This is a genomic window from Ruegeria sp. BHSB056 (genome assembly GCF_059613305.1).
In genome coordinates this window covers 21,850-42,509 of record NZ_JBXWSG010000012.1, presented here as the reverse complement: position 1 = coordinate 42,509, position 20,660 = coordinate 21,850, and the positions used below count along the sequence as shown (strand labels likewise).

The following is a 20,660-nucleotide window of genomic DNA, read 5'->3' as shown; positions in this document are numbered from 1 at the left end:
ACGCCGACCATTTGATCGGGGACGCGGCAAACCCCGGCATTTCAAACTTGCACCCCGCTCCACCCTCCTCCACGTTTGAAATCACAAATTGTGATTCCAAACGGCTGCCATGACGAACCCGAAAAACCTGCCCAGCGCGCATGAGGTGCAAAGCGCAATTCACAGGGTGCGCGGCACCCGTGTGGTGCTGGCCGAGGATCTGGCGCAGTTCTACGGAAAATCCGTCAGTGCGTTTAATCAGGCGGTGTCGCGCAACACCGACCTGTTCGAGGGCTACCGCTTTCAGCTGACCGATGCCGAGGTCGCTGATTTGCAATCACAGAATGTGATCTCAAAACCCAAAGGCCGCGGCGGGCGGCGGGTCAATCCGTGGGTCTATACCGATTACGGCGTGGCCATCGCCTCGGCTCTGTTCAAGGACCCGCGCGCGATCAAGATCACGCGGATGATCACCGAAGCCTTTGTCGATGGTGCGAACGCTCTGGCCGAGGTTCCGCGCAGTGTGCCGGAAATCCTGCCGCCCGAGGATGCACCCGCCCCGCTGCTGCCCAATGGTGACCAACTGCGCGATCTGGCCGAAAACATCCTCGATTCCGGCCAGCAGAGCCTTGTTGATTATATCGCCAACCCCACCACCAAGCGTCAACAGGCCGTGGCAGTGATCATGAAGACGCTGGCCGAAACCGCCGGGGAAGAGGTCCGCACTCAACAGGAACGCCTGCGCCTGCGTATCGCCGAACGGCTGGCCACCGGCGATTATGCCAGTGACGACGACCGCAAAGGGTTGTTGGAATTGCTACAGGCGATGAAAGGCTAGCCCCTTCCCGCCCCCCGAAAATCAGGGGCGCACGAACTTGGCGCTTCCCACCGACCGTTCGCGCGGCTTTGGCTGGTCCTGCGCCTGCACGGTGGTCGCGCGTGGCTGCTCCAGCTCGGCATACCCGCAGGCCACCCCGTCACCATCCGGGTCGTTGCGCTCATGATATCCCGGCTGCCCAGCGCGGAACGGACCGATCCCCATGGCTTGTGTCGCATCACACCCCGCCAGCGCGATCAGGTGGATCACCGCCTCGTCCCGCTCATAGCCCGAGGTGCGCAGAAATACGCCCGTGGCAATCAGCGCGGTCGTCAGCGGCAGCAGCAGAACCATGATCAGTATCCGCAGCGGGGACAGCGCCTGCCGCCGCGCCGCCTCGGCGCGCAGATGCCGTTTGGCCGAGCGCGGGTTCAGATCAGGTGCTTCCTGCGAGGGTTTCTTGAACAACATGCCCCGACCCATAAGGGCAATATGTGGCAAAGCCGAGGCAACACAGTTCCACCGGGTTCAAAAAATCTGGCCCGGCCCAAAACCACCGCCCGCACAGGCACAATTTTGCTTACTGCCGATGATGTCCGACCGTTACCGGACCACATGTACCGCGCAAGGGGCGTGGCGTACGATATGGGACGCGGTTGACCCCAGCAGCAGATCCTGCATCCCCGGCCGGTGCGAGGCCACGATGATCAGGTCCGGGTGATGCGCCTCGGCCCAATCCAGAATGGTCCGGCCGGAATGCCCTTCGACCACCACGCCCGTGGCATTCGGCAATTGCGACGCCAGCGTATCAAGCTCTGACTGAATCGCCTTTCGGGCCTCGGACAGATATTCCGCCGGCATGTACGAGATTGCATAATTCGGAATATGCTCAACCACATGCAGCAATGTGACCTGCGCGTCCGGCGTGGCCAGAACCCGGGCCAGTTTCAACGGCCCGGACGTATCTCTTTCAGCATCGAAAGAGATCGGAACGAGAATGTTGTGATACATAGCATGCGCCTCCGTTTTGCAGACTTACTTTGAAACAGACATGCACCGCAGGCTTTGATTCAGGTCAGGTAGAGCCAAATGTCTCTGCAACGTCATACATGACCGGCTCAAAGCTCTTGCACAGCTCGTTGATCTTGCGGTTGCGGTCGCGCATCTCGGGGGTCCGCAGCATGGCCAGGAAATCCTCGCGACGTTGCCATTGCGAATAGTTGGCAATCCGGGTTTGCGCATCATTCACATGAAGCCCCGCAGAAACAAAGCCGGGCTGCTTCGAGATGAACTCGGAATAGGCGTCGGTCAGCGCTTCCAAAAGGTCCTGACAGGTGCCGGGCGTCATTTCAAACGTGGTGATAACTGTCTGAACACTGGCGTTTTTGGCGATTTTCGGCATCGGGATTCTCCATTTCTTTACCCAAGCCTAGCACATCAGATTGAAACGTCGCCTATTTCCTTGCCGATGCGCCAATCAGCGCTTTTCTGCGCCCGTTTGTCAGGCGGCTGGCCACCCCGGAATGGGCGGCCAGCCGCTGTTTCAACGCTCCATTCGCATTGTGACCGAGACTTCGCCTTTTAGGTGATCCGGCCAGCGCAGAATAAGACTGTCGCCACTGACCCCTTGTTCGGTCAAAACATGAGGGGCCGAATAGACAAGGTTGTTGAACACCCCGGTCAGCGACCCGATGGCAGTGACCCCGTCGCAGCCACGCGCCCTGCCGCCAAATGGCAATTCTCCGTTTGCCGAAACCGCCCAGATATTCGCAACCGAGTTCTGCTGGCTGCGGACGCGCAGCGGGTTCGAGGATCTCTTGCCAATCCCGTGATAGGTGTTGTTCTCGTAGGTCACGTTCGAATGCCTGTTATTGTCCAGATCGGCAAAAGACGTATCGACCCGTTCCGCCCGCTCAATCGAACCGCTGGTGGCGCGGAACTTGTTGCCAGTTACCGTCACGCCATTCAGGTAATGGCCAGCGCCATAGGGGCGGATGATGATATAACTGAACCAGGCCGGTGCATCGCTTGAGAAAAAGATATTGTCCGTGATGCTCATCGAACTGAACGAGAATCCACTGGTATAGGTGGGTGCCGCATCGCGTTCATTGGTCCATTCGATAAAGCAGTTGTCGACATAGTTCTCGGCAATGGTCGAGGTGTTGTAGGTGCCGATCATGATCAGCCCTGCGGTGCGAACCCCTTGCGGGATGCCATCGCCCTGGAAGAAATGGTTGCCCAGAACCAAGTTGGTGCCGCCGCCCAGAACGGCAAAATGCTTGAACCGCACCGCCCGATTGTGACGCAGCTTCACGTCGTTCGAGTTGGTGTTCAGCCCGATGGAATTCCGATCCGTCACGTCAAGCGCTTCTTCTGAGGACAGGAACTGGCAATTGTCGATCAGCAGCCCCTTGCACCCCGTCGCGGTCGAGGTCAGTCCCCGATCCTTGGGGCGACTGATAAAACAGTCCTTCAACGAAAATGTGCTGCCCGAGGCCGCGAGACGAATACCGCTGCACCGGCTGTTGCACTGAAACTCGATCTGTTCCATGCCGAATTTCCGCAACGTATCGAAACCGCTGAAATCCAGCAGGTATTTGAACGACTGAAAGGTAAAGGTCTGGGTACCGGCGGCGTCATAGATGGGTGCACTCAGGGTTATCTCACCGGCACCTATGTTTTTCGAGCGCACATAAACCTCGCGCCCGACACCACTGCCCTCAACCAGAGATCCCACGGGAATATTGGCCACATTGGCGACATTGGTCAGGCGTGTCTTGTCCGACGGGTCATAGGTGGCGACAGAGGTGAAGGTTTCGGTGTCCCAGGCGGTACCGCTTTTGACATCGAACTGCCCGTTACGGATCACGCGCCGCGTGGAAAAGCCGCTTTGCTTGTTGGGAACCGCAGCGGCCATGTCGATCGGCGCGGAAACGGAAATCTTGCGCCCGCCCAGATCCAGCGAGTCATGATCCGAATTGTTCAGCAGAGCCTGAAACGCCTTCTTGAAGGCCAGCTCCTCATCTCCAAACGCCTCAATATATGCGGGCAGATGGAAATCCTTGGTCAGCAACAGCATCTTGTCATCCGGCATGGTGACGGTGCCTTCGAATTCAATTTCCGCATCGATGCTGGTGTTCTCCGCAAGGTGATAGCTGCCTTGCGGAACAAAGACCCGGCGGCCACCGGCGGCCTGATCCGCCGCCTCAAACGCAACCGAGTCATCCGTCACACCGTCACCAACGGCACCAAAGTCGCGCACATCGACCAGGCTGATCATCTCGCGCAGAAAAACCCCGGTGACATCGGTGATCTCAAGATCATCGACACGCACCAGCGCGCCGTTGGCCCCTTCGATATCCAGGCCGAAATGCCCGTAAAGGGCAGCCAGCCCCCAGGGCATGTCCACGCCCGCGCGCTGGCCGGTTCCGACAATCGCGGTGATCTCGTGAACCGTGCCATAGCCCGACAGCTGGGTGGCCGGACCCTGCTCCACAACACCGGCCACATGCGCATCGCCCGCGCCACCGGCCCAGGCTGCGATGCGCACCGACGGCAACGGTCCACTGATCGCCTTGACCCGGGCTTTGATCTGCAAATAGCAACCGGGCAGGATCGGCGTCTGCCCCATGTAACGCAATTGCTGCGTTGTGTTGACCTTCAGGATCTCAAGACAACCGGCAAAATCCGCATCCGCCGGAACAAACACGCCCGTGCCGGACCCGCCATATGTGGGCGATCCGGGCGTTCCGTCCCCCGCAGACCAGACGGTCAGACCATTCGCGAATTGAGGCGGCATGAACACGATGCCGTCGGTGATTGCCTTGTTCATTGAAAACCCTTTCCCAATCGCGCCGCGCAAATCCGGCGACGCGTTCAAACCCCGTGTTCAGGTCCGCCCCGAACGCGACAGTCTGGATATCGAAAAGGAATTAACCACGGCTCATCTCACCGTGACGGTGGTGTTGCCTCAGGCCGCAGGGTCGGCGGCACCCAACAGTTGCACCCCGTTGATCTTCCAGCCTTCCGTCAGCGGGATCATCTGATAGTCCAGAAGATGCACCCGCCCGTTACCGTCCGTAATCATCACCTTCTGCCACAGCGCGCCATCGACCTCGCGCAGTTCCAGAAAACGCAGATCGGCGGGGCGCCAGACCATGGGATAGCCATTGCGCACCATCGCGCCGAAATTGTCGGGGTTTCGGAACAGACGCTGGATGCTGGGGCTGGCAAAGGTGAAGGCGGTCGCAAAGTCATCCGCCCGGAAGGCCTGTATCTGTGCCGCGATATTGGCCTCGATCTCGGCACTCTGCGCAAATGCGCCCGACGCCAGCCCGGCGCTCAGGGATAATGCAAGCAGTAGTCGACGCATGGGGCCACCTCCTGTTCCAAGGATAGCCCCATGCCGGTTCAGGTCAAATCAGACCAGCTCTCCGGCCAGTGCCTTGTCGATCAGCGCGATGGTCTCGGGCACGCCGTAAAGCGCGATAAAGCCCCCGAAACGCGGCCCTTGCGAGGCTCCCAGCAGCACCTCATAAAGCGCCGAGAACCACCCTTTCATCGGATCAAACCGCTCGCGGCCGATGGCATAGACCACCGATTGCAACGCTTCATCCTCGGTCGGGCCATCATATGCCTCAAGCGCCGCCTTCAGCGCTTCCAGCGCCTCGCGCTCCTGATCCGTCGGCGCGCGATGCTTGCGCGTCGGCTTGACGAAATCGTTGAAGTACCGCACGGCGAAACCGGCCGCCTTGTCCAGATCGGGGTGGCTCTCTGCCGTTGCCTCGGGCGCATAGCGGCGGATAAAGCCCCACAGCGCCTCTTTGTCTTCGGCACCGGAAACCGATGCCAGATTCAGCAGCATCGCAAAGGGAACGATCAGGGTCGATTCCGGCACGTCGCCGCCGTGGATATGCCAGACCGGGTTGTTCAACTGCGCCTTCAGGTCCTGCCCCGGATAGGCGCGCAGCTGCTGATGATACTCATCATAGGCTTTCGGGATCACGTCGAAATGCATCCGCTTGGCCGTCTTGGGCTTTTGGTACATGAAATAAGCCAGCGACTCGGTCGGCGCATAGGTCAGCCATTCGTCAATCGAGACACCATTGCCCGACGATTTCGAAATCTTCTGTCCATTCTCGTCCAGAAACAGCTCATAGCTGAAATGCTCGGGCGCGCGGCCACCCAAGGCCCGGCAGATCCCGTCATAGATTTTTTCGTTGGTCGCGTGTTCCTTGCCGTACATCTCGAAATCAACGCCCAGTGCCGCCCAGCGCGCCCCGAAATCCGGCTTCCATTGCAGCTTCACGTTGCCGCCGGTGACGGGAACGGTCCATTCCTTGCCGTCTTCATCATCGAAGGTGACGGTATAGGTCTCGGCGCAGACCTTTTTCATCGGCACATACAGAACCCGCCCGGTTTCCGGGTGGATCGGCAGGAAGATCGAATAGGTCTGCTGGCGTTCTTCCCGCAGGCTTTTCAGCATGATGGCCATCACGTCGTCATATTTCTCGACGGCACGCTTCAGGATCTCGTCGAACTGGCCCGAGCGATAGAAATCACGCGCCGAATAGAACTCATATTCGAACCCGAAGGTATCAAGGAACCGGCGCAGCATCGCGTTGTTATGCTCGCCAAAGCTGTCATACTCGCCAAACGGATCAGGAACCGAGGTCAGCGGGCGCTGCAAATGCTCTTCCAACGCCTCGGGGTTCGGCACGTTGCTGGGAACCTTGCGCATCCCGTCCAGATCGTCCGAAAAACAGATCAGCTTGGTCGGGATATCCGACAGCGCCTCAAAGGCGCGCTTGACCATCGTGGTCCGCGCCACCTCGCCGAACGTGCCGATATGCGGCAGGCCCGACGGGCCGTATCCGGTTTCAAACAGCACATACCCCTTTTCCGGAGAACCTTTCTGATAGCGTTTGAGCAACCGGCGCGCCTCTTCAAAGGGCCAGGCCTTGGACGACATCGCGGTTTCGCGCAGTTCAGACATTTCAATGTGCTCCATTGGGGAAACGGTCGCGGCTGCACCACGCAACCCGACCGGCCCCTCCTATTGTGCCAGTGCAGCATGAGTCAATAAAGCACCAGTGTTTTCACCGCCCGGAACCCTGGAAAACCGCCTTGTCACGGGGTTTTGCCGCTAATTGACTGTTCTGCCCGCCCTCAGCCTCTGGTCCACGCCCCCTGCGTCCACCATCCCGCACCGGTTTTTCCATCCGCGGGCCTTACTCCAGCCACACTCATGGGGTGGGTTTGGCGCGCGAAACATAAAAGACACGGGCGACAGGCTTTGACCTGACCCGGTTATTTCGCGTGTTTGCACTGCGGTGCTACGATGGAAAGACGCCGGGAAACCTCCCCGGACCAAAGGAAACGAGATGCGACGCGAAACCACCAACCTGATCCGCTTTGTGCTCGAGGATATCGTCCCGCCGATCCTGCGCGACAGCGCCGCCTTTCACTGGCTGGCGCGCCGTGTCTGGGGGGAACACATTACCCGGCTGGCGGCGTTCCGCGAACGCGCGCCTTTTCTGACGGACGAAGAATACGAAACGCTCTACCGGGAACACCCGCGCGTACATGACGGAACCGACAATTCCGACGCCTGCATCGGCCGGATCGCCAGCGACATTGTTGGCGACAGCATCTGCGACGTCGGCTGCGGCACCGGGGCCCTGCTACAACGCATCCGCTCCCTGCGCCCGGACATCACGGCCATGACCGGTGTCGATTTCGTTGTCGATGACGCCGAAGCCATCGAAAACATCAAATATGTTGCCGCCCGGATCGAGGACCTGCCTTTTGAGGACAACAGTTTCGACACGGTCATCTGCACCCATGTGATCGAACATCTTCTGGATTACCGCCGCGCCATCGCTGAATTGCGCCGGGTCGCACGCAAGCGGGTCATCATCGTGGTCCCGCGCGAACGGGAATATCGCTACAGCTTCAACCCGCATTTCAATTTCTTTCCCTACACCCACAGCTTTCTGCGCGCCGTGCATCCTAGCCCCAGGTTTCACACCTGCGAGGATATCGGGCGTGACATCTATTACTGCGAGGATCGCCCGGCCGAGGAACCCACCGAAAAGCCCCTCAAGGATCAGGCTGCATGAGCGCAACCGCACCCACAGCGCTGATCTGGACCGGGCTGCTTCTCACACCTGTCATGATTTCGGTCGGACAGGTATTGTTCAAACTCGCCGGCGGGCGGATCGACGGCCGCACCGCGAGCGGCGCGATGGGGCTGTTGCAGACCCTGCTCGACCCTTTCCTGCTCGTCGCGCTGGCGATTTACGGCACGGCGACGATACTCTGGATTTACGTCCTCAGGCATGTGCCGCTGTCGCAGGCCTATCCGTTCATGGCCCTCAGTTTCGTACTGGTCCCCCTCGCCTCGTGGCTGTTCTTCGGTGAAACGCTGGGGCTGCGCTATTGGATCGGGGCGGGCCTTTTGCTCAGCGGTATGGCGGTGATGAACACCTGACCGGTTCAACCTGCCGCACAGTTGGGGCAAAACAAGATGTTGAACCTGCCCTGCCCCCCTTCTATCCTGCGCCATTGACGAACCCCAAGCAGGATGCCCCGAATGACCGAGCAAGTTCCCCACCCGATGTCCCCACAGGATTGCCTTGTGGCGATCATGGTTGCGATCTCGGCCTCCGACGAAACCATCCGAACCGCCGAGCTGGTCAAGATCGAGGTCGCCGTGAACATGTTGCCGGTCTTCGCCGGGTACGACATCGACCGGATGCGCCACGTGTCGCAGGTCGTGTTTGACCTGTTCGAACAGGAAGACGGGCTGGATGCGCTGTTTGGCCTGATCCGGGACAACCTGCCCGAACGCCTGAACGAAACCGCCTATGCCCTGGCCTGTGACGTCGCTGCCGCTGACGGAACGCTGGCCGAATCCGAACTGCGCCTGCTGGAAGAAATCCGGTACGAGCTGGACATCGACCGCCTGCACGCGGCCGCGATCGAGCGCGGGGCCCGGGCGCGCCATACTGTCTGACGCCTGCTTCAGGCCGGTTTCAGGTTTCAGCTTCCGTAAAGTGACCCCCAGCGCTCCAGCAAGGCGCGCTGCAATTTCCGTGATCTGCTGTTCCAACTGCGTGCGCCGTCCGGGCGTTCACGCTGCGCGCGTGGGATCGTTGCGCGATGATCCACATCAGCGGTAAAAATCGCGAACGCCAGATCGACCCCGTCCGCAGTTGTCAGGAACCCACCCAACCCGGATACAAAATTCAATGTCCCTGTCTTGGCATCAACCTTGATTGGGTGGTTCTTGACGGGCCGCCCGTTCCGGTCGGTCAGTGCAAAAGGTTTCATCAGGGGTCGCAACATCCCCGATCTCTGTGTTGCAACAAGGGCCGCAACCAAATCCGCCGGTACCATGCGCGAGGCATCGCTCAGACCAGAATGATCAACCATGGCGATCCCGGTCACGCCGAAACGACTGGCCGCCCACCGGTTCATCTCGGCTGCTGATTCCGCCAGGGTGTGCGGGTCAACACCGCGCGCCCTGGTCGCGGCCAGCCCGACCATCTCGGCCGTCAGGTTGGTCGAGTATTTCAGCATCCCGCGCAGGATATGATCCAATCTGTCGCTGCGATGCACTACAAGATCGACACCCTGCACGCTCTGGCGTGTCACCTGAACACGCTTCAAAACGATCCCGTTCGACCGCGCCAAGGTGCGAAACACATCGCCCGCGTACAAAGCGGGCTTGCGCACCGGCAACCAGCGGGCCCCACCATTGCCCAACGCGCCCTTGGCCACGGTCCAGCGATCCTGCCGCGCGCTTGCCTGATAGGTATAGATCGGCAGGCTGCGATCCTCGACCCGCATGGCCGAGACATCCACCGCAGGCACATAACGCGCGCTGCGGGCATCCATGGTTATGTCATAGCCACTCCCTGCGCGTTTCCATTCGAAATGGACGCGGTTGAAGTTCAGGGAAATGCCGCTGACAGCCGGGCTATAGCCCACATGATCCGGCTGTTCGGGATCGATGCTGAACACATAAGGCAACGCCCCGTCATAAACCTTGAACGCGCCGCGCACTTCGATAATCCCGGCCTCGCGCAAATTGGCCGCCATCGCGGCCAGCGCATCCGTATCCAGCAGCGGGTCGCCGCCCCCAACCAGAATCAAATCGCCGTGCAGAACGCCCTTCTCGATCCGGCCATCCGCCACCAGGCGAGTCTCGAACCGGTGTTCCGGCCCCAGAACATCCAGCGCATAAAGCGCGGTCATTGCCTTTCCAACGCTGGCCGGGGGCAGACTTGCGCCCTCGCCAAACACTTCCAGCTGCGCCCCGGTCGCCACATCCGCAACCGCAAACACAACCTCGCCTTTCAGGCCTGCTGCGGCCACCAATCGCTCGGCACCGCTTAATATGACCCCACGCGCCTGCGGCCTCAGCGATACAAGCGGCGCCTGCGCAAGGCCCGCTGCCGGGATCAGGGACGCCCCCAATCCCCCCAGAAACAAACGACGTGAAAAACGACCAGCCATAGCCGAATTAAAATCCCACAGATCAAAAGCACACAACCACTGTGTTAGATTATGCGCCCGTTGGGGCTATTCCGGCAACACTTCTGCGCCCCATTCGCCGCGCGTCCGGAGTTGGGTCGAACTGACATCGATCATCGGCACGTTCACGAAACACCACGCCGGGGCCAGTGCCTGCCCCAAAAGATGCCGCGCCTGCCCGTCGATCCGGTACCTCGCATAAACCCGCGCCGCAGGCGACATCCGGGCCGAGATCCGCTCGCCCGGCCGCGCCACCACGCCCACCGGCACAGTGTCCATGATCAGCCGCCAGTCTTTCCAGCGATGAAACTGCGCCAGATTATCCGCGCCCATCAGCCAGACAAACCGCACCTGCGGGTAAAGCCGCCTGAGCGCTGTCAGAGTGTCCGCCGTCGCCCGCGTGCCGACCAGCGCCTCGATATCCGTCACATCCACCTTCGGATGCTGCATCACCTGCCGCGCCGCCGCCATCCGCCGCGCGATCGGCGCAGGCCCCCGCTCTTTCAACGGATTGCCGGGTGACACCAGCCACCACACCCGATCCAGACCAAAGGCCTTCATCGCCTCACGCGTTACATGCACATGGCCCCGATGCGGCGGATCGAATGACCCGCCGAACAGCCCAACGACCTGCCCGGGCCGCGCGTATGGGATGTCGTATCGCTCCATAACCTGCTGATGTTCAGAACCGGGCCGCGTTGTCAATCAATCGGTTGCACGGCGTCGCCCAGCGCAACCCGCCCCGGCCTGACAACTTCGGCACACCATCCCCCATGCCCCCGCACAGCAGAATAGCCGCCCTTGCCCAGCGCCTCTTCCATCCGGCTGCACGGCGCACAGATCACGGTAAAGCGCAAAACAGCCTCGCCCACCTGCACCTCGCGCCCCTTGAGCGCGGCAAGATTGATCCCCGAAACCACCAGATTGCGCCGCAGGGTTTCCGGGGCCACGGGTCCCTGCCCCAGATAAGACCCAATCGCCGACAGATGCTCCCGCTGGATCAAAGAAACCGCCCGCTTGCCCGCACGGCCCCGGTCGCCTTCCAGCCCATCGGCCGAGACCACCGCCTCCCTCACAACCTCCACCCCAACCCGCCGCTCGGGCCTGACGCCAATCCATTCGACACGTCCTGGCTGCGCCCAGCCTGATATCAGTTCCGCCAGTGCCACCACTTCATGCCCCTCATACAGCCCGGCAAACCTAGCCCATGCAGATACGGGACGAAATTCACAAAACCACCAGCTTGCCCCGCCCGCCCCGCTCGGATATCCAGCGTTTCAACCCAAATTCCCGACCCAGAGGACGCGACATGGCCGCCTATCAATATGTCTACCACATGCAGGGTGTCTCCAAGACCTATCCCGGTGGCAAGAAGTGCTTTGAAAATATCCACCTCAGCTTTCTGCCCGGTGTGAAAATCGGTGTTGTCGGCGTCAACGGTGCCGGTAAATCGACGCTGATGAAGATCATGGCCGGCCTCGACACCGATTTCACTGGCGAGGCTTGGGCGGCCGAGGGTGCCAAGGTCGGTTACCTGCCGCAGGAACCGCAATTGGATGAATCGCTCACCGTCCGCGAAAACGTGATGCTGGGCGTGGCTGCGAAAAAGGCCAAGGTCGACCGCTTCAACGAGATCGCCATGGAGATCGCCGAGAATTACTCGGACGAGCTGATGGAGGAAATGACCACCCTGCAGGACGCGATCGACGCGGAAAACCTCTGGGACCTCGACAGCCAGATCGACGTCAGCATGGAGGCGCTGCGCTGCCCGCCGGACGATGCCAACATCGCCAACCTCTCAGGTGGTGAGAAACGCCGCGTGGCGCTCTGCAAGCTGCTGCTCGAAGCGCCCGACATGCTGCTCCTGGACGAACCGACCAACCACCTGGACGCCGAAACCATCGCCTGGCTGCAACAGCACCTGATCGACTACAAGGGCACCATCCTGATCGTCACCCACGACCGTTACTTCCTGGACGACATCACCGGCTGGATCCTCGAACTCGACCGCGGCCGCGGCATTCCTTACGAGGGCAACTATTCCGCATGGCTGGAACAAAAGGCCAAACGGCTGGAGCAGGAAGCCCGCGAGGACAAGTCCAAGCAGAAGACCCTGCAGCGTGAACTGGAATGGATGCGTCAGGGCCAGAAGGCCCGTCAGGCCAAATCCAAGGCCCGGATCAACGCCTATAACGAGCTGGCCGAACAGTCCGAACGTGAAAAGCTGACCCGCGCGCAGATCGTCATCCCCAACGGCCAGCGCCTTGGCGGCAAGGTGATCGAGGTCGAGGGCCTGTCGAAACACATGGGCGACAAGCAACTGATCGAAGGGCTGGATTTCGCCCTGCCCCCCGGCGGCATCGTCGGCGTCATCGGCCCCAACGGTGCCGGTAAATCGACGCTGTTCAAGATGCTCACCGGTCAGGAACAGCCCGACAGCGGCACCATCACGCTGGGCGACACGGTCGAGCTGTCTTATGTCGACCAGTCCCGCGACGACCTGAAAGACAACGACACAGTGTGGGAGGCGATCACCGGCGGCGCCGAGATTATCCAACTGGGCGACGCGCAGGTCAATTCCCGCGCCTATTGCTCGTCCTTCAACTTCAAGGGCGGCGACCAGCAGAAAAAGGTCTCGCTGCTCTCTGGCGGTGAACGCAACCGCGTCCACATGGCCCGCCTGCTGAAAGAGGGCGGCAACGTCCTGCTGCTGGACGAACCCACCAACGACCTCGACGTCGAAACCCTGCGCGCACTGGAAGACGCGCTGGTCGATTTCGCCGGCTGCGCTGTTGTGATCTCACACGACCGCTTTTTCCTCGATCGGATCTGCACGCATATTCTGGCCTTTGAGGGCGATGCCCATGTGGAATGGTTCGAGGGCAACTTCGAGGATTACGAAGAGGATAAGAAGCGCCGGTTGGGGCCTGATGCGCTGGAGCCCAAGCGGCTGAAGCATAAGAAGTTTGCGCGGTGACACCCTCAAGGGTTGTGGAGGTAACTCCTCAACCCTTTATTTATAGCTGGCGCCAATTTTGCTGTAACCAAATCATAGCATCAAAGGATGCTAGTTTTGCTTCTCTTTCAGAGACAAAAGCTTTTCGTCCGAATTTTCCCTCCGGTAAGTGCGGATGCTTGATGACAAACTTATACTTGCTGCCTTTTCGAAAGACCGTAACTCGCATCCCTTCTTTCAGAATAGTAGGGTTTCCTTTTTGGGAATGCGTCCATGATTTTAATGAAGGAAAATTTTGACGTCGTTTTGATGCGTTTCGCATTGCTTTGTCGCGTTCATTTGATCGCGCCAAGCTTCCCTCCATGTGCCCTGCACAGTCACACCCGCATGCTAAGACGTTTGGATAGTCTTTGTGAGACATGTAGTGAACAAATCGAATCTCTTGAGATTCGCACATCTGGCAGGTTTCACTTGGTTCGCCCAAATCTTCAATATCTGAACAAATCCAACCCTTCTTGGGCACACCAGCTTGTGACCACTTCCCTCTGTTCATTAAACACCTCGTATACATATTTACGAACATAAGATATGGAAATTCTTCTAACAATTTCAATGATCTGAAACAGAATGTCTAGGATGTGTATTTACTTCCATCATGTACAATCTTGTAGGCCGGGCTTCAGCCCGGCACCCCTCAACACACCCACACCTTTACCAAAATCCGCCGATGAATGGCCTCAAAACCCTTCAATCGCTCTGAGGGGGATGGTGGATGCCGGGCTGAAGCCCGGCCTACGGGGGGTGTTCTTTGTGTCACGGTTCTCCGAACGCGCCGCCCGTCACACCGCCGCTCCATTCCGGATCAACCCGGCCCGCACGGATATCGCGATGGATCGACGAATACGGCCAATCGGTCGGGCGGGCCACCAACCCGTGCTTGACCGGGTTCCCCCAACAATACGCCATATGATTACGATAATCCCGTTCGTCCCGAATGGTATGCTCCCAAAACCGACGCTGCCAAACCGCCCCTTCGCGTTTGTTGGCCCGTAGGCCGGGCTTCAGCCCGGCATATCTGCCAAAGGTCACAACGGGCAGAACTGTCGGTATCGGTGCCGGGCAGAAGCCCGGCCTACGGTTTGTCTTGTTCACGCGCATGGTGAACCGCGCTTTGATCGCACCCCACCGCGTGGAATAATCCGCATCCCCCGGCGGCAAGGACCACACCGCGTGCAGGTGATCGGGCAACACCACAAACGCATCACACCAAAACGGACGCTCCCGCTGCGCTTCGGCAAAAGCCGCGCGCAGATGTGCGACCTCGCGGATCAACAGGTCTGACGACCGGTCGGCCAGCGAAACCGTAAAGAAATATCTGGCTCCGGGAATGCGGACGCGGCGATAGTCACTCATGCGCGCAAGGTGGCGCAGGTATGACTACCAAGTGGTTAACACGCACCTTTTCAGGCAACCATCGCAGGTCGGCAGGCCCACCAACCTTCGGCGTCACATATCACAGCATTCAAGGATGATTGCAGGTGCAGCGCTTACCCGAACCGGTTGCCGCGCAGCCGTCCGACACCGAACAGCCCTGTCAGCGCCCCAACCAGCAGCAGCCAACTGGCCGGAAGCGGCACGGCCGAGACGTTCACGCCCACCGGCGTTTCTTCTGACCCGGGCTCATTGCACCACAGCTCGCAGAACTCGGGCCCTGATTCTTCCACGACCTCCGTCCGTTCAGCCAGAATCTCGGGCAAACGCTTGGGTCCTCCAAGCTCGACAAGACGACGACGTCTTTCATTACGGCGCGGATTCTCTTTCGCGAAGACCGGTGCCTTCATCTCGTGTTCAAACTCGAGCATGTTGTAGAATTTGAGCCCGCCTTCACGCGCCCCCGGCATCGAACCCTCTGTCCCATATGGAACAGTCAGGGCCTGCGCGGCTCCGGCCCAGCACAACAAGGTTATCGTACAGACAACTTTCATATCCGCCCCCACGGCTGCCTGAAAGTATAGCACCGGATCGCAGATTTTCCAAACATAGTGATTGATGAATAATAACCGTCAGTTGTGAGAAGACCCCCCGCTCAACCGGCCAGAATGACACTGGTCCTGACCACGTGCCTGGAACCAGAAAGTGTCACTCTCCCGCGCAGGCATGGCACGTGGTGACCGCTCCGCATGGCCGACCGGAAAAGTGTGGGTCCGGGTTTTTCACTACCGTCGCGTATCAACAGACAGGGTGATCAGAGCACCCGGGATGCCATCAAACGGTGTCAAACCCGTCAGCGGATTCTTGTACAAATTGGGTTTTCTGCCCTCTGGCCCCTGTACAATCCGTACAAACCACTCTTGCCACCGGCTTGCCTCAATGCCATATGCAGGGTGCTAACGTTTTTCTATTTCGACCTACTGTCTCCTTCTACGGCGCTCAGTCTATCGATCCAGACCTACGACGCCAGGCTGCCGCAACTCCGTGGGCAGCACCAAACAGGAGACACGGATATGCCAGCAGGCACCGTAAAATGGTTCAACACCACCAAAGGCTACGGCTTTATCGCGCCCGAAGATGGCGGCAAGGACATCTTCGTCCACATCTCGTCCGTCGAACGCTCGGGCCTCACCGGTCTGGCCGACAACCAGAAAGTCACGTACGAACTGCGTTCGGGTCGTGACGGCCGCGAAAGCGCCGACAACATCCAACTTGCATAAGCTGTTGAAAGGGTGAGGAAAATCCCTCACCCTTTTGTTCAACCCCTGCCGCTTCAGGTGGCCGATTGATCACATCACGGATGCGTGATGCTTGCCCCAGAATTGACCAAATAACATATCATGATGAAACTGGCTCTTAGGTTTCATTGGTCAATTGATGAGGGTTTCGATGTTTACACGCCGAGTTTTTCTGGCCGGAACAGCGGCCACGCTGCTGCCGGGCATTGCCAGCGCCAAGAAAGCGGTCGAGTATGATCCGACACCGCAGTTCGTGCGCATCAAAAAGCAGTTCCTGCCCGGGCAGCTGCTGGTCGCCCCCCGTTCATTCTATCTTTACTATGTCACCGAACCACGCAAAGCGATCCGCTATGGCTGCGGCGTCGGCAAGGCAGGTCTGGAATTCACCGGCACCGCTACCATCGATGTGAAAAAGGAATGGCCGACCTGGCGCCCGACCCAAGAGATGATCCAGCGCGATCCGGTGGCCTACGCAAAATTCAAGGACAATGACTATGTGCAGCCGGGAGGTGGGGATAATCCCCTCGGCGCGCGTGCGATGTATTTGTTCCAGAACGGTGTCGATACCTATTTCCGAATCCACGGCACGACACAGCCACAAACCATAGGCAGGGCGGTGTCAAACGGGTGCATTCGGATGCTGAATGAACATGTAATCGATCTGTATAACCGGGTCCCCATCGGAACGGTTGTTACGGTCGTCTGATCGCTATCACGGGGATGGCTAACCTTCCCCGCCCGCCTGCGTCACGAGTTGCAACACGGACGGACCCATTGCGTCGACGATCTTCGCCACCCCTGCCGCATTTGGATGAATGCCGTCCGATTGCATGTATTGCGATACGGCTGCGGGATCATCCTCCGCTGCAAGCCCCTCGAAGAAACTACTGAAAAACAGAACTTCAAACTCCTGCGCCAGTGCGGGGTACATGCCATCGAACGCCTGTTTGTATTCAGCTCCGTAGTTGCCCGGCGCCTGCATTCCGATCAACAAAACACGAACCTGCGCTTTTCGTGCAACCTCAAGGATCTTGCGCAGATTGGCTTGCGAAACAGCAGGATCGATCCCGCGCAACACGTCGTTCCCGCCTAAGGCAACAATCATTCCGTCCACATCGGGTGTCAGGGTCCATTCCACCCGCGCGGCACCCCCCGCCGTTGTATCGCCCGAGACACCGGCGTTGATAACGCGAACTTCTGCGCCCTGCGCCTGCAACCAACGGTCAAGCTGGGGAACAAACCCATTCTCTTCCACCAACCCGTAGCCCTGTGTCAGCGAGTCCCCAAGGGCTGCAATCGCCACCTGATCGGCTGTGGCCGCAAAACCGCAGAACACAAATGGGCTTGTCATCAAAACCTTGCGCAATACGGTGATCACTCCATATCCCAAAAAACCTCTCCTTTATCGGGAAGACCCATGACGCCTGCTGTTCTCGCTCTTCAAAATGCCGCTTTATCGCTGGATGGCAATGCCGGGCGGGTCGATATTTTGCATGACATTACGTTGAACGTGAACAGGGGGGAAACGCTGGGGCTGATCGGGCCATCGGGGTCGGGAAAATCGTCATTGTTGATGCTGATGGGTGGATTGGAACAGGCAACAAGCGGTCAAATCTTGGCCTTGGATCAGAATTTGACAAGCGTGGACGAGGACGCCCTGGCGCGGTTTCGGCGCGACAACATGGGCGTCGTGTTTCAGAATTTCCACCTGATCCCGACGATGACTGCGCTGGAAAACGTGGCGACACCGCTGGAACTGGCAGGGCACAAAGATGCGTTCGACCGGGCCGAGACTGAACTGAATGCCGTGGGGTTATCGCATCGTCGCGATCATTACCCGGCGCAATTGTCGGGTGGCGAGCAGCAACGAGTTGCTTTGGCCCGTGCATCGGCACCGCGCCCCAAGATCTTGCTGGCGGATGAACCGACCGGGAATCTGGACGAAACAAACGGTGCCGCGATTGTCGATCTGCTGTTCGGGCTTCGGAGCAAATATGATGCGACGCTGGTTCTTGTAACACACAGCCGTTCGCTGGCTGAACGATGTGACCGGGTGATCCGGCTGCGCGACGGCAGGATTGCCGACGAGACCCGTCAGGAGGCCGCAGAATGAGCCTTCGGCTAGCCGCGCGGCTGGCCCGTCGAGAGCTGCGCGGGGGCCTGCGCGGGTTTCGCATCTTTCTGGCCTGTCTGGCGTTGGGCGTCGCAGCCATCGCCGCCGTCGGATCGGTGCGTCAGGCGATTCAGACCGGGCTGACCCGCGAAGGCGCATCACTGTTGGGCGGCGATGCCGAGCTTGAGTTCACCTATCGTTTTGCCACTGAGGCCGAGCGCCTCTGGATGCGACAGGCATCCGAGCAGGTGTCCGAGATTGTCGATTTCCGTTCGATGGCGGTTGTGCCCCGAGCGGCAGGACCCGAACGTGCACTAACCCAGGTCAAATCCGTGGATAAGGCTTATCCGCTGGTCGGATCGGTCAAGCTGGAGCCGGGCATCACGCTGGACGACGCCCTGAACGGCAGGGCCGGATTGCCCGGTGCCGTCATGGAACCCGTTCTGATCGACCGGCTTGGTTTGTCGGTCGGTGATCACTTCGCGCTAGGCACGCAAGAGTTCATTCTGATGGCCGCACTTCGGAATGAACCCGACAGCGCCGCGGCTGGTTTTGCCTTGGGGCCTCGTACAATGGTGCGTACCGAAGCGTTGCAGGCATCTGGCCTGCTGGAGCCCGGAACGCTTTTTTCGACCAGGTACCGGCTGACCTTGCCCCAAGACGCGAACCTGTCGGAGGTGGCCGCACGTGCCAGCGCGGCGCTTGAAGGCTCGGGGATGCGCTGGAGCGACGCGCGCAACGGCGCGCCGGGCATATCGGAATTCGTCAACCGCCTGAGTGCCTTTCTGGTCCTTGTCGGGTTGTCGGGGCTTGCCGTCGGTGGCATCGGTGTGTCCGCCGCCGTACGGGCCTATCTGAGCCAGAAAACGGAAACCATTGCGACATTGCGGACATTGGGCGCGGATCGCTCCACCATTTTTCAAACTTACATGATTCAGATCGGGGTGCTGTCCCTGACTGGCATTGTAATTGGACTGGTACTGGGTGGGGTGGCTCCGCTTTTGCTGGCGCCGCTGCTGGAATACCGGTTGCCGGTTCCGGCGGTGTTCTCGCTCTATCCGCGACCGCTGATCGAGGCCGCACTTTATGGCCTGCTGACAGCGTTTCTGTTCACACTCTGGCCGCTGGCCAGAACCGAAGATGTGCGCGCCGCAACTCTGTTTCGCGATGCACTGAGTGCGGCTCGTCCCATCCCACGCGCGATTTATGTCGTGGCAACCGGGATTGGATTGGCGTCCCTGATCGTGATTGCGTCCTGGTTCAGCGGCTCTACTCGCCTAACCCTGTGGACCAGTGGCGGACTTGCGGGCGCACTGATCTTGCTGGCGCTCGCAGCCTATGCCATTCGCAATCTGGCGCGGGTCGGAACACCTTTGGCGCGGGGCCGCCCTGCCCTGCGATGGGCCTTGTCCGCCATCTCTGATCCGCGTGAAGGCGCGGGGTCGGTGGTTTTGTCGCTTGGCCTGGGTTTGTCAGTGCTGGCGGCGGTTGGGCAGATTGACGGAACGCTGCGCAATGCGATCTCCGGCAATCTGCCGGAAGTGGCGCCTTCATACTTCTTTGTCGATATTCAAAAAGACCAGATGCCCGGTTTTACCGAACGGCTGCAAACCGATCCTGCTGTCAGCCGCATTGAAAGCGCACCAATGCTGCGGGGCATCATCACCCAGATAAATGGCCGCCCCGCTCGTGAGGTGGCCGGTGACCATTGGGTACTGGAGGGAGATCGCGGCGTCACCTATTCAGCCCGACCCCCGGCAAATGCACGGGTGACAGCGGGGGAATGGTGGGCCGAGGATTATTCTGGCGCACCACAGATCAGCTTTGCAGCCGAAGAAGCCGAAGAGATGGGTCTGAAACTCGGCGATCAGATAACTGTCAACATCCTGGGGCGGGATATCACCGCAGAGCTGACCTCAACCCGAGAGGTGGATTTTTCCACAGCGGGTATGGGTTTTGTCATGTCGATGAACCCGTCGGCGCTGGCGGGCGCACCACACAGCTTTATTGCGACGGCATATGCAGAAGAACAGGCTGAGGCCGCCATTCTGCGAGATCTTGCGGGCCAGTTCCCCAACATCACGGCCATCCGTGTGCGCGACGCCATTGACCGTGTTTCGGGCCTATTGGCAGGGATCGCCGCCGCAACCTCGTATGGCGCGGGCGTGTCGTTATTGACCGGATTTCTGGTTCTGATCGGGGCGGCAGCCGCCGGTGAACCCGCCCGCAGATACGAGGCGGCAATCCTCAAGACGTTGGGGGCTGACCGTAGCCGCATCCTGCGCAGTTTTGGGCTGCGCTCGGTCTTGCTGGGCGCTGCGGCGGGCTGCGTCGCCTTGCTGGTCGGCATCCTGGGCGGCTGGGCTGTGGCCACGTACATCTTCGACACAGGTTTTACCGTGATCTGGTCTTCGGCCTTTGGCATTGTTCTGGCCGGTATCGGCGTCACGCTCTGCGCAGGTTTCGCATTCGCGCTGCGCCCTCTCTCTGTCCGGCCAGCCCGCATTTTGCGGGCCAGCGACTAAG

Annotated in this window: 22 protein-coding genes; 9 read left to right on the top strand and 13 right to left on the bottom strand. The window is 59.7% G+C overall.

Features of this window, described 5'->3' with window-relative positions; all coding sequences use genetic code 11:
- Positions 1–109: 109 nt before the first annotated feature.
- A complete protein-coding gene (locus AC2FND_RS05170; protein WP_496768321.1) occupies positions 110–817 on the top strand; it encodes an ORF6N domain-containing protein in 708 nt (235 codons plus the stop codon).
- Positions 818–838: 21 nt separating this feature from the next.
- Here AC2FND_RS05170 and AC2FND_RS05165 read toward each other — a convergent pair whose 3' ends face one another.
- The 6 genes from AC2FND_RS05165 to AC2FND_RS05140 form a co-directional block, all read right to left on the bottom strand.
- Positions 839–1,267, bottom strand: a complete 429-nt coding sequence (locus AC2FND_RS05165; protein WP_496768319.1) for an excalibur calcium-binding domain-containing protein — start codon at positions 1,265–1,267, stop codon at positions 839–841.
- 132 nt (positions 1,268–1,399) lie between these two features.
- Positions 1,400–1,807 carry a universal stress protein gene (locus AC2FND_RS05160; RefSeq protein ID WP_209507891.1) on the bottom strand — a complete coding sequence of 136 codons (408 nt, stop codon included), beginning with the start codon at positions 1,805–1,807 and terminating at the stop codon, positions 1,400–1,402.
- Positions 1,808–1,871: 64 nt separating this feature from the next.
- Positions 1,872–2,198 (bottom strand): antibiotic biosynthesis monooxygenase family protein, encoded by a 327-nt coding sequence (locus AC2FND_RS05155; RefSeq protein WP_209507893.1) that lies wholly within the window; start codon positions 2,196–2,198, stop codon positions 1,872–1,874.
- 141 nt (positions 2,199–2,339) lie between these two features.
- Positions 2,340–4,628: a glycosyl hydrolase family 28-related protein gene (locus AC2FND_RS05150; protein WP_496768316.1), complete on the bottom strand. Its 2,289-nt coding sequence runs from the start codon at positions 4,626–4,628 to the stop codon at positions 2,340–2,342.
- A 138-nt stretch (positions 4,629–4,766) separates the two neighbouring features.
- Positions 4,767–5,168, bottom strand: a complete 402-nt coding sequence (locus AC2FND_RS05145; RefSeq protein WP_496768314.1) for a DUF4864 domain-containing protein — start codon at positions 5,166–5,168, stop codon at positions 4,767–4,769.
- Between the two features lie 48 nt (positions 5,169–5,216).
- On the bottom strand, positions 5,217–6,791 hold the full coding sequence (locus tag AC2FND_RS05140; protein ID WP_480919877.1) for a lysine--tRNA ligase: 1,575 nt from the start codon (positions 6,789–6,791) through the stop codon (positions 5,217–5,219).
- A gap of 388 nt (positions 6,792–7,179) precedes the next feature.
- On the opposite strand from AC2FND_RS05140, the gene AC2FND_RS05135 reads away from it, so the two are divergent.
- The 3 genes from AC2FND_RS05135 to AC2FND_RS05125 all read left to right on the top strand — a co-directional run bounded on the left by AC2FND_RS05135 (position 7,180) and on the right by AC2FND_RS05125 (position 8,813).
- Positions 7,180–7,917: a class I SAM-dependent methyltransferase gene (locus AC2FND_RS05135; protein ID WP_496768312.1), complete on the top strand. Its 738-nt coding sequence runs from the start codon at positions 7,180–7,182 to the stop codon at positions 7,915–7,917.
- Positions 7,914–8,288: an EamA family transporter gene (locus tag AC2FND_RS05130; RefSeq protein ID WP_496768310.1), complete on the top strand. Its 375-nt coding sequence runs from the start codon at positions 7,914–7,916 to the stop codon at positions 8,286–8,288. The genes AC2FND_RS05135 and AC2FND_RS05130 overlap by 4 nt, the downstream gene beginning before the upstream one ends.
- A 102-nt stretch (positions 8,289–8,390) precedes the next feature.
- Entirely contained in the window at positions 8,391–8,813 is a 423-nt protein-coding gene (locus AC2FND_RS05125) for a tellurite resistance TerB family protein (RefSeq protein WP_209598583.1), read from the top strand.
- Positions 8,814–8,839: 26 nt separating this feature from the next.
- Here the strand turns inward: AC2FND_RS05125 and dacB are convergent, their stop codons facing one another.
- From dacB to AC2FND_RS05110, 3 genes are all read right to left on the bottom strand, one after another.
- Positions 8,840–10,318 carry a D-alanyl-D-alanine carboxypeptidase/D-alanyl-D-alanine endopeptidase gene (gene dacB, locus AC2FND_RS05120; RefSeq protein WP_496768308.1) on the bottom strand — a complete coding sequence of 493 codons (1,479 nt, stop codon included), beginning with the start codon at positions 10,316–10,318 and terminating at the stop codon, positions 8,840–8,842.
- Positions 10,319–10,384: 66 nt separating this feature from the next.
- On the bottom strand, positions 10,385–11,005 hold the full coding sequence (locus AC2FND_RS05115; RefSeq protein ID WP_496768306.1) for a nicotinate-nucleotide adenylyltransferase: 621 nt from the start codon (positions 11,003–11,005) through the stop codon (positions 10,385–10,387).
- A 32-nt stretch (positions 11,006–11,037) separates the two neighbouring features.
- Positions 11,038–11,508, bottom strand: a complete 471-nt coding sequence (locus tag AC2FND_RS05110; RefSeq protein WP_496768304.1) for an MOSC domain-containing protein — start codon at positions 11,506–11,508, stop codon at positions 11,038–11,040.
- Positions 11,509–11,645: 137 nt separating this feature from the next.
- Between AC2FND_RS05110 and ettA the strand changes: the two genes are divergently transcribed.
- Positions 11,646–13,313: an energy-dependent translational throttle protein EttA gene (gene ettA, locus AC2FND_RS05105; RefSeq protein ID WP_010442471.1), complete on the top strand. Its 1,668-nt coding sequence runs from the start codon at positions 11,646–11,648 to the stop codon at positions 13,311–13,313.
- Positions 13,314–13,353: 40 nt separating this feature from the next.
- Here ettA and AC2FND_RS05100 read toward each other — a convergent pair whose 3' ends face one another.
- The 3 genes from AC2FND_RS05100 to AC2FND_RS05090 all read right to left on the bottom strand — a co-directional run bounded on the left by AC2FND_RS05100 (position 13,354) and on the right by AC2FND_RS05090 (position 15,277).
- On the bottom strand, positions 13,354–13,845 hold the full coding sequence (locus AC2FND_RS05100) for a hypothetical protein (RefSeq protein ID WP_496768303.1): 492 nt from the start codon (positions 13,843–13,845) through the stop codon (positions 13,354–13,356).
- 260 nt (positions 13,846–14,105) lie between these two features.
- Positions 14,106–14,705, bottom strand: coding sequence for an REP-associated tyrosine transposase (locus AC2FND_RS05095; protein WP_496768301.1), 600 nt, complete (start codon positions 14,703–14,705; stop codon positions 14,106–14,108).
- Positions 14,706–14,839: 134 nt separating this feature from the next.
- Positions 14,840–15,277 carry a hypothetical protein gene (locus AC2FND_RS05090; protein ID WP_496768299.1) on the bottom strand — a complete coding sequence of 146 codons (438 nt, stop codon included), beginning with the start codon at positions 15,275–15,277 and terminating at the stop codon, positions 14,840–14,842.
- Positions 15,278–15,796: 519 nt separating this feature from the next.
- Between AC2FND_RS05090 and AC2FND_RS05085 the strand changes: the two genes are divergently transcribed.
- Entirely contained in the window at positions 15,797–16,003 is a 207-nt protein-coding gene (locus AC2FND_RS05085; RefSeq protein WP_209506380.1) for a cold-shock protein, read from the top strand.
- A gap of 169 nt (positions 16,004–16,172) precedes the next feature.
- Positions 16,173–16,727 carry a L,D-transpeptidase gene (locus AC2FND_RS05080; RefSeq protein ID WP_209506382.1) on the top strand — a complete coding sequence of 185 codons (555 nt, stop codon included), beginning with the start codon at positions 16,173–16,175 and terminating at the stop codon, positions 16,725–16,727.
- A gap of 18 nt (positions 16,728–16,745) precedes the next feature.
- Here AC2FND_RS05080 and AC2FND_RS05075 read toward each other — a convergent pair whose 3' ends face one another.
- Entirely contained in the window at positions 16,746–17,372 is a 627-nt protein-coding gene (locus AC2FND_RS05075) for an arylesterase (RefSeq protein WP_209598762.1), read from the bottom strand.
- A 66-nt stretch (positions 17,373–17,438) separates the two neighbouring features.
- On the opposite strand from AC2FND_RS05075, the gene AC2FND_RS05070 reads away from it, so the two are divergent.
- Complete coding sequence (locus AC2FND_RS05070) at positions 17,439–18,134, top strand: ABC transporter ATP-binding protein (protein ID WP_496768297.1); 696 nt, start codon at positions 17,439–17,441, stop codon at positions 18,132–18,134.
- The gene (locus AC2FND_RS05065; RefSeq protein ID WP_496768295.1) at positions 18,131–20,659 is read left to right on the top strand and encodes an ABC transporter permease; all 2,529 of its coding nucleotides are present in this window, start codon (positions 18,131–18,133) and stop codon (positions 20,657–20,659) included. Before AC2FND_RS05070 ends, AC2FND_RS05065 begins: the two co-directional genes overlap by 4 nt.
- Position 20,660 lies beyond the last annotated feature (1 nt).

Bases quoted from the DNA above. Each gene is read 5' to 3' on its own strand.
- AC2FND_RS05170 (WP_496768321.1), top strand. From the start codon at position 110: ATGACGAACCCGAAAAACCTGCCCAGCGCGCATGAGGTGCAAAGCGCA.
- AC2FND_RS05165 (WP_496768319.1), bottom strand. From the start codon at position 1,267: ATGTTGTTCAAGAAACCCTCGCAGGAAGCACCTGATCTGAACCCGCGC.
- AC2FND_RS05160 (WP_209507891.1), bottom strand. From the start codon at position 1,807: ATGTATCACAACATTCTCGTTCCGATCTCTTTCGATGCTGAAAGAGAT.
- AC2FND_RS05155 (WP_209507893.1), bottom strand. From the start codon at position 2,198: ATGCCGAAAATCGCCAAAAACGCCAGTGTTCAGACAGTTATCACCACG.
- AC2FND_RS05150 (WP_496768316.1), bottom strand. From the start codon at position 4,628: ATGAACAAGGCAATCACCGACGGCATCGTGTTCATGCCGCCTCAATTC.
- AC2FND_RS05145 (WP_496768314.1), bottom strand. From the start codon at position 5,168: ATGCGTCGACTACTGCTTGCATTATCCCTGAGCGCCGGGCTGGCGTCG.
- AC2FND_RS05140 (WP_480919877.1), bottom strand. From the start codon at position 6,791: ATGTCTGAACTGCGCGAAACCGCGATGTCGTCCAAGGCCTGGCCCTTT.
- AC2FND_RS05135 (WP_496768312.1), top strand. From the start codon at position 7,180: ATGCGACGCGAAACCACCAACCTGATCCGCTTTGTGCTCGAGGATATC.
- AC2FND_RS05130 (WP_496768310.1), top strand. From the start codon at position 7,914: ATGAGCGCAACCGCACCCACAGCGCTGATCTGGACCGGGCTGCTTCTC.
- AC2FND_RS05125 (WP_209598583.1), top strand. From the start codon at position 8,391: ATGACCGAGCAAGTTCCCCACCCGATGTCCCCACAGGATTGCCTTGTG.
- dacB (WP_496768308.1), bottom strand. From the start codon at position 10,318: ATGGCTGGTCGTTTTTCACGTCGTTTGTTTCTGGGGGGATTGGGGGCG.
- AC2FND_RS05115 (WP_496768306.1), bottom strand. From the start codon at position 11,005: ATGGAGCGATACGACATCCCATACGCGCGGCCCGGGCAGGTCGTTGGG.
- ettA (WP_010442471.1), top strand. From the start codon at position 11,646: ATGGCCGCCTATCAATATGTCTACCACATGCAGGGTGTCTCCAAGACC.
- AC2FND_RS05100 (WP_496768303.1), bottom strand. From the start codon at position 13,845: ATGAACAGAGGGAAGTGGTCACAAGCTGGTGTGCCCAAGAAGGGTTGG.
- AC2FND_RS05095 (WP_496768301.1), bottom strand. From the start codon at position 14,705: ATGAGTGACTATCGCCGCGTCCGCATTCCCGGAGCCAGATATTTCTTT.
- AC2FND_RS05090 (WP_496768299.1), bottom strand. From the start codon at position 15,277: ATGAAAGTTGTCTGTACGATAACCTTGTTGTGCTGGGCCGGAGCCGCG.
- AC2FND_RS05085 (WP_209506380.1), top strand. From the start codon at position 15,797: ATGCCAGCAGGCACCGTAAAATGGTTCAACACCACCAAAGGCTACGGC.
- AC2FND_RS05080 (WP_209506382.1), top strand. From the start codon at position 16,173: ATGTTTACACGCCGAGTTTTTCTGGCCGGAACAGCGGCCACGCTGCTG.
- AC2FND_RS05075 (WP_209598762.1), bottom strand. From the start codon at position 17,372: ATGACAAGCCCATTTGTGTTCTGCGGTTTTGCGGCCACAGCCGATCAG.
- AC2FND_RS05070 (WP_496768297.1), top strand. From the start codon at position 17,439: ATGACGCCTGCTGTTCTCGCTCTTCAAAATGCCGCTTTATCGCTGGAT.
- AC2FND_RS05065 (WP_496768295.1), top strand. From the start codon at position 18,131: ATGAGCCTTCGGCTAGCCGCGCGGCTGGCCCGTCGAGAGCTGCGCGGG.